4 protein-coding genes are annotated in these 5,452 nt (G+C 70.0%); 3 read left to right on the top strand and 1 reads right to left on the bottom strand.

Annotated elements, in window-relative coordinates:
• Positions 1–1,058 (top strand): amidohydrolase family protein (locus KJ554_15065; GenBank protein ID MBU0743651.1); only part of this gene is annotated, 1,058 nt, incomplete at its 5' end.
• 210 nt (positions 1,059–1,268) lie between these two features.
• On the top strand, positions 1,269–2,195 hold the full coding sequence (locus KJ554_15070; protein MBU0743652.1) for a hypothetical protein: 927 nt from the start codon (positions 1,269–1,271) through the stop codon (positions 2,193–2,195).
• On the opposite strand, the gene KJ554_15075 is transcribed toward KJ554_15070, so the two are convergent.
• Positions 2,149–4,167, bottom strand: a complete 2,019-nt coding sequence (locus tag KJ554_15075; protein ID MBU0743653.1) for a hypothetical protein — start codon at positions 4,165–4,167, stop codon at positions 2,149–2,151. The two genes, KJ554_15070 and KJ554_15075, sit on opposite strands and share 47 nt — an antisense overlap.
• Positions 4,168–4,309: 142 nt before the next feature.
• Here KJ554_15075 and KJ554_15080 point away from each other — a divergent pair.
• The coding region (locus tag KJ554_15080) for a hypothetical protein (protein MBU0743654.1) at positions 4,310–5,452 on the top strand (1,143 nt) is incomplete at its 3' end.

Genomic DNA, 5,452 nt, shown 5'->3' on the forward strand with positions numbered 1-5,452 from the left:
GCGACGCCGCCGGCGGTCCCACCGGCCTGCTCGTGGACAACGCCGTCGACCTGCTGGACGACGTGCTGCCCGATCCCACCGACGCCGAGCGCGAGCGCTGGCTGCTGGCCGGCCTGCACGCCTGCGCCGACGCCGGCCTGGTCGCCGTCCACGACATGGGCGAGACCCCGGAGACCTGCGACGTGGCCCAGCGCCTGGCCGACGCGGGCCGCCTGCCCATCCGCCTCTTCGTCTATCTCGACGGCGACGACGAGACCTCCATGAGCGCCTTGCGCCGCTACCATGCCACGGACCGGTTCGCGGTCCGTGGCATGAAGTATTACGCCGACGGCGCCCTGGGCAGCCGCGGCGCACTGCTGCTCGACGACTACAGCGACGAGCCGGGCCATCGCGGCCTCGCGGTCACCGCCGCCGCGGACCTCGCCGCCGGAGTGGACGAGGTGCACCGGCGAGGCTTCCAGTGCGCCATCCACGCCATCGGCGACGGCGGCAACCGCATGGCCCTCGACGCCATCGCCTTCGCCCAGCGCGACGACCCCGCGCCGACCCGCCGTCATCGCATCGAGCACGCCCAGGTCGTGCACCCCGACGACTTCGCGCGCTTCGCCGCCCAGGGCGCGATCGCCAGCATGCAGCCCACCCATTGCACCAGCGACATGCGCTGGGCCGAGGACCGTTTGGGCCCCGCTCGGATCAAGGGCGCCTACGCCTGGCGCACGTTCCTGGACCTGGGCGTGCCGCTGCCCTTCGGCTCGGATGCGCCGGTGGAGGACTGGGACCCGCTGCCGGGAATCTACGCCGCGATCACGCGGCAGGACCGGGACGGGCGGCCGGCAGGCGGCTGGTACCCGGCGCAATGCCTCATGTGGGACGAGGCCGTACGGGCGTTCACGGAGGACGCCGCCTTCGTGGTGGGGCGCGAGGGGGATCTGGGGCGGCTGTCGGTGGGGTACGTGTTCGACTGCACGGTGCTGAGCGCGGATCCGCGCGGGGACGCGCGTGCATGGCTCGACATCCATGCCGCGGCCGTGCTGCTGCAGGGCAAGCGGATTCGCTGAGGTTTCGGCCCGTGCGCGGCCGGGCTGGACCGTTTCACAGCTTTTGATGCCGGTATTCGCCCACACCACCCCGTGGTGGTGTGGATATGACATCCCATCAATGGTGTCCGTAGGACCCACCCCGGTCGTTTGACCGCCAAGTGCGTTTTCTCGTAAGCTCATCAAGATCGATGATCGATTCCATATTGCTTGCCATGATTGGAGATCGACATGCGCCGCCACGCATCGTTCGCTGGAGCCATACTGATCGTGCTCGCCATTCTGCCGCCCGGTCCGATCGCGGCTATGTCAGCTGGTTGGTCCACCGTCTTCGGCCCGGTTGGACCGAACGGATCGCCGCTTTGCACGATCGAGACGGTCGATGGCCTGATCGTCGGCGGAGAGTTCACGACGATCGGCACCGGGGCTTATGCTCACGTCGCCCTGCACGTCAGGGCCTCCTGGCAGCCGCTCGGCGACGGGTTCAACGGCGATGTGCAGGCCCTGGTCGAGTATGACGGCGATGTCGTGGCCGCGGGAGCCTTCACAGCGTCGGGCGCGACACCGCTCTCGTACGTCGCTCGGTGGGACGGATCCAGCTGGCAACCCCTCGGGGACAACCTGCCGGACGGCGGTGGGGGGCTGGTCGTCTACGATGGGTACCTCCACAGCGGGGGTTGGCGTTGGGACAGCGCAACCTGGAGCGAGATCCTGACAGCCGACGCATCCATCGCCGCGCGGCTTGTCCACGAGGGACGCCTGATCGCCACGGGCTCCTTCAGCCATATCAACGGCGTGACGGCGGGAGGTATTGCCGCATGGGACGGAGAGAGCGTATCCGCACCGTACCCTGGGCCCTGGATCGCGAATATCCTTGATCTCGAAGTCTACCAGGGCCAGCTCATGGCGCTGGACGGGTGGCCCGGTTATCCCGGAGAGGTTGTCGTATGTGCTTGGACAGGGGAGAATTGGGTTTCGCTGGATCCTCCCGGTAGTGAATACAATCCTTGTTATGTCTCGCTGGCCGTTTCGAACGGTCGGCTTTATACGGCTTACCTGAGAACACGCGGTGGCGTGGCGTGGCTGCGACGACGCGGGGCGCGCCGCCGCCCTACCGCACCAGCATCACCCGCCGCGACGTCGACACGCCGCCCGTGACGTACCGCGCCAGATACACGCCCGACGGCGCCGCGCGCCCGTCGTCGTACGCGCCGCGCCAGGTCGCGGTATGCGATCCCGCGGCCAGCACGTCGTCCACGAGCTGCGCGACCACACGGCCGTCCAGCGCGTGGATCGTCAGGGTCACCCGGTCGTCCCGCGGCACCTCGAAGGCGAAAGTCGTGGTCGGGTTGAACGGGTTCGGCCGGTTCGGGTGCAGCACGGCCGCGAGCGGCGTCGCGTCGCCGGCGCCGGTGGTCGACTCGACCACGGCGGCGGGGCTCTCGTTGCCCGTGATGTCCAGGGCCGTCACCTTGTAGAAGGGCCGGGCCGGGTCCGTCTGGGGGTCGAGCCAGGCGAGGCCGGTGGTGAAGTAGACCAGGGTGTCCACGGTGAGGGGGAAGTCCGGCGTCGCGCCGCGGTAGACGCGATAGTAAAAGAGGTCCGGGACCTGGCTCTCGATCCAGGTCAGGGACGTGCCGCCGGGCACCGAGGCCGCCTGGAGGCCGGACGGCGCCGGCGGCGCCAGGTTGTCGACGGAGTAGCCGCTGTCGGGCGCCGAGTCGAAGAAGACCAGCGGGTCGGTCGTCTCGGCGCGCAGGAAGAACACGCTCCAGACGATGTCGTGACTGGTGGAGTCGCCCAGGGTCGGGGCGAGCACGAAGTACTGATCCTCGCCGTGGGCCGGTATGGTGTTCACGTAGTCCCACAGGCCCGGGGGCGCGGCCTTCACGGGGGCGGCCGACGCCTTGGCGTCGTCGATGCGCCGGTAGAGGGTGTAGCCGGTCACGTCGTACTCGGTGCCCGGAGCGTCCTCGCCGTGGCGCGTCCAGTTGACGCGCACCACGCGCCCCTGGTCGTCGCCGATGTCGGTGATCCGGATGCGCAGGCCGTCGATCACGCCGTCGCAGTCGTTGTCCACGCCGTCCCAGACCTCCGTGGCGCCGGGAAAGACCGCGGGATCGTCGTCGTCGCAGTCGGTGGCGTCGAGGGACCAGAACGCGCCAGGGGGCTGGCAGAACACGGCACCCGGGTCGCCGGCGTCGCCGAAGGCGTCGTCGTCCAGGTCGGGATACCAGAGCGCCAGGATGTCACCGCCGTCGACCAGGCCGTCGCAGTCGTTGTCGACGCCGTCGCACTCGTCGACGGCGCCGGGATTCACGTAGGGGTCGTCGTCGTCGCAGTCGCCGCCGACCTGGGACCAGAAGGGACCGGGGTCATCGCAGTGGACGACGGGATCGCCGGCGCCGTAGCCGTCCCCGTCGAGGTCGGCGTACCAGATCACGCCCGGCAGGCCATCGTCGACCAGGCCGTTGCAGTCGTTGTCCTTGCCGTCGCAGACCTCGCTGCCGAGGGGGTTGATCTCCGGGTCGGCGTCGTCGCAGTCGCCGGGGTCCTGGGCCCAGCCCTGGCCGGGATCCCAGCAGAACATCACCCCGTAGTCGCCGCCGAAGCCGTCGCCGTCGTTGTCGACCCAGTGCATGACGCCCGTCTGACCGTCGTCGATCACGCCGTCGCAGTCGTTGTCGATGCCGTCGCACTCGTCAACGGCGCCGGGATAGACGTTCCAGTCCACGTCGTCGCAGTCGCCGGTGTAGTCGGACCAGCCCTGTCCCGGGTGGGAGCAGAAGTAGCCCTCGACATCGGAGCCGTAGCCGTCCCCGTCCAGGTCCTGGTAGTAGGCGGTCGATCCGGCGGCGCCCGGTTCATCGACGGCATAATCGCAGTTGTTGTCCACGCCGTCGCAGACCTCCACGGCCCCGGGGTTGACCAGGGGGTTTTCGTCGTCGCAATCCGTGCCGTCGGCGACGTAACCCACGGGCTGCTCCGCTGCCTCGATCGTCACGAAGGGGTCGCCGTAGCCGTCCGTGTCGACGTCCGCGTGCCAGAGGGCAGCGGTTGCAGGCGCGGCGACGGTGAGCAGGGGCATCACGATGGCGTAGAGGGAGCGGTACGGACGGGACGCGGCCATGGTCGGACCTCCAGTTGACCGGTTGGATCATCTCCCGGGGTATCGACCATATATATCGTCATGAATACGCTCGTCTTGATCGGCATCTTGCCCTTGCCCCTCATCCCTGTTAGCGTCGGGTCATCCTCCAACCGGAAGGCCCGTGATGCACGCCGGATTGCTGGGAATCCACCGGCTGGACCAGGCTCGGCCGCTGCCCGCCCCCCGCGATCTGCCCGCCGATGCTCCGGGCGGCGGCGCCTCGACCCTTCTCCAGGACGACGACCTGCTGCTCCTCTCTCCCCGTCGCTCCGGCCTGAAGGCCGCCGAGCGCGGCGGCGTGATCGCCGCCGCCTGGGGGACGATCACCGGCTGCCTGGTCCCCCTGCCCGACGGCCTGCGCGCCGACGATCCCCGCGCCCTGCTCCATCTCTACGCGGAGCACGGCGAAGCCTTCGCGCGCCAGCTCAACGGCCACTTCGTGGTACTGCTGCGGGACCGGCCGCGCGGTCTGCTGCTGCTGATCCAGGACCGCTTCCCCGGCATCGCCACCGCCTACTGGCTCGAGCGCGACGGCCTGTTGCTCTTCTCCGACCGCATCGAACCGCTGGTGCGGGCCTATCCCGACGAGCGCCGGCGGATCGACCGCAAGGCGCTGCACCAGTACCTGGCCGACACCTACCTCACCGCCCCGGCCACCATCTACGCCGGCGTGCGCCAGCTGCCGTGCGGCGAGATGCTGAGGGTCGAGGCCGGCGGGATCGAGCGCCGCGTCTACGACGGCTGGCACCGTCCCGCGCGCCGACAGACCGACGCGAAGACGGCCTTGGCCCGGTATCGCGGCCTGCTCGACGACGCGCTCGGCGACTGGCTGGCGCGCGACCCGTCCTGCGGTTTCCTGCTCAGCGGCGGCCTGGACTCCAGCGTCAACGTGGCGCTGGCGGCCGGCCACGGGGACCGCGCGCTGCCGACCTTCGGCATCGCCGCCACCGACTTCCACACCGACGCGCCCTACGCACGCCGCGTCGCGGCCGCGTACGGCGCCATCCACACCGAGAAGCTCGTCGATGGCTCGAGGATCGACGACCTGCCGCGGCTGGCCTGGGAGCTGGAGAACCCCTTCTTCGAACCGGGCATGATGCTGTCGTGGAACGCGCTGCGGCTGGCGTCCGAGCACGTCGGTTCGGTGGTCGGCGGCGAAACGGCCGACCAGCTCTTCGGGGCCTGCGCCGTGCCGTGCTGGAACCGGCATCGCGCGCGACGCCGGCTCGGTCCGCTGCTGCTCCCCTGGCTCGCGCTGGTGCGC

The sequence above is a fragment of the bacterium genome (assembly GCA_018814885.1).
Lineage (GTDB): Bacteria > Krumholzibacteriota > Krumholzibacteriia > LZORAL124-64-63 > LZORAL124-64-63 > JAHIYU01.

Bases quoted from the DNA above. Each gene is read 5' to 3' on its own strand.
- KJ554_15070 (MBU0743652.1), top strand. From the start codon at position 1,269: ATGCGCCGCCACGCATCGTTCGCTGGAGCCATACTGATCGTGCTCGCC.
- KJ554_15075 (MBU0743653.1), bottom strand. From the start codon at position 4,167: ATGGCCGCGTCCCGTCCGTACCGCTCCCTCTACGCCATCGTGATGCCC.